Source organism: Methylopila musalis, assembly GCF_042679725.1.
GTDB classification, from domain to species: domain Bacteria; phylum Pseudomonadota; class Alphaproteobacteria; order Rhizobiales; family Methylopilaceae; genus Methylopila; species Methylopila musalis.
The window spans coordinates 1-1097 of sequence record NZ_JBHTMX010000373.1; the positions used below are offsets into that span (position 1 = coordinate 1).

Below are 1097 nucleotides of genomic sequence, written 5' to 3' on the forward strand. Positions count from 1 at the left end.
CGCGGCCCCGCGCCTGCATGCGGGGCGCGCCACCGAGGGCGCCGCCACCCGCCGCGTGGTGCTGTGGACGCTCGCCGCTGTCGTTTCGCTCACCGCGCTCGGCCTGTTCGGCCTGCCGGCGCTCGCCGAAAAGGTGGCCCCGCTGCTGCCATGGAGCGTGGACCGGCGCATGGGCGAGGCGGTGGACGCGCAGCTGCGCTTCCTGCTGCCCACCGGAGAAGGCGGCTTCGCCTGCGGCGAGACCGCCGCCGAAGCGCCCGGACGCGTGGCGCTGGACCGGCTCGCCGCCCCGCTGGAGCGGGCGGCGGACCTGCCGACCCCGCTGAAGATCACCGTGGTGCGCAGCGCCATTCCCAACGCGCTCGCGCTGCCGGGCGGGCCGATCTACCTGTTCGACGGCCTGATCCGCGAGGCGGAGTCCGCCGACGAGATCGCCGGCGTGCTGGCCCATGAGATCGGCCATGTGGCCCATCGCGACGGCGCCAAGCGCACGCTGCAAGCCGGCGGCCTGTCGTTCCTGTTCGGCTTCGTGCTGGGCGATTTCGCCGGCGGCGGCGCGGCCGTGTTCGTGGCCCGCATGCTGAGCGAAGCGTCCTACTCCCGGCAGGCGGAGACGGCGGCCGACAGCTACGCCGTCGCCCTCATGAAGCGTACGGGCGGCGACCCCACGGCCTTCGGCGCGCTGCTCGCCCGGCTGACCGGCGAGGACGAGGCCGAGCGCAAGCGCGCGCCGGACGGGGAGAACCGTTCGCCCCTCGGCTATCTCGCCTCCCATCCCGACACCGCGCAACGCCAGCGCGCCATCGCGGCCGAGGCCGGCCCACGGGGGCCTGCGACCGCCCCGCTGCTGACGCCGATCGCGTTCAAGGCGCTGAAGGAGATCTGCGGCGCCAATCCGCCGAAGGACGACGACGCGTGAGCCTGAGCGCGATCGGCGTCCGGCCCCCTCCCCCCCGCCGCGCGCGGCTGGCGCGGCTGGCGCTGGCGCTGGCGGGCTTTGCGGTGCTGGTCTGCCTCTACGCCATCGCGCTGTTGCGAACCGACATCCTCGAGCCCGCGCCGGGCCTCGCCGCGCTCGCCGCCGGCCTCGCGCTTGC

General features: G+C 75.6%; 2 protein-coding genes. Both read left to right on the forward strand.

The annotated features are described in order from the left end of the window. On the forward strand, positions 1-919 hold a 919-nt coding region (locus ACFQ4O_RS17745), incomplete at its 5' end, for a M48 family metallopeptidase (protein WP_378777730.1). Continuing rightward, positions 916-1097 (forward strand): hypothetical protein (locus tag ACFQ4O_RS17750; protein ID WP_378777732.1); only part of this gene is annotated, 182 nt, incomplete at its 3' end. The genes ACFQ4O_RS17745 and ACFQ4O_RS17750, both read left to right, overlap by 4 nt.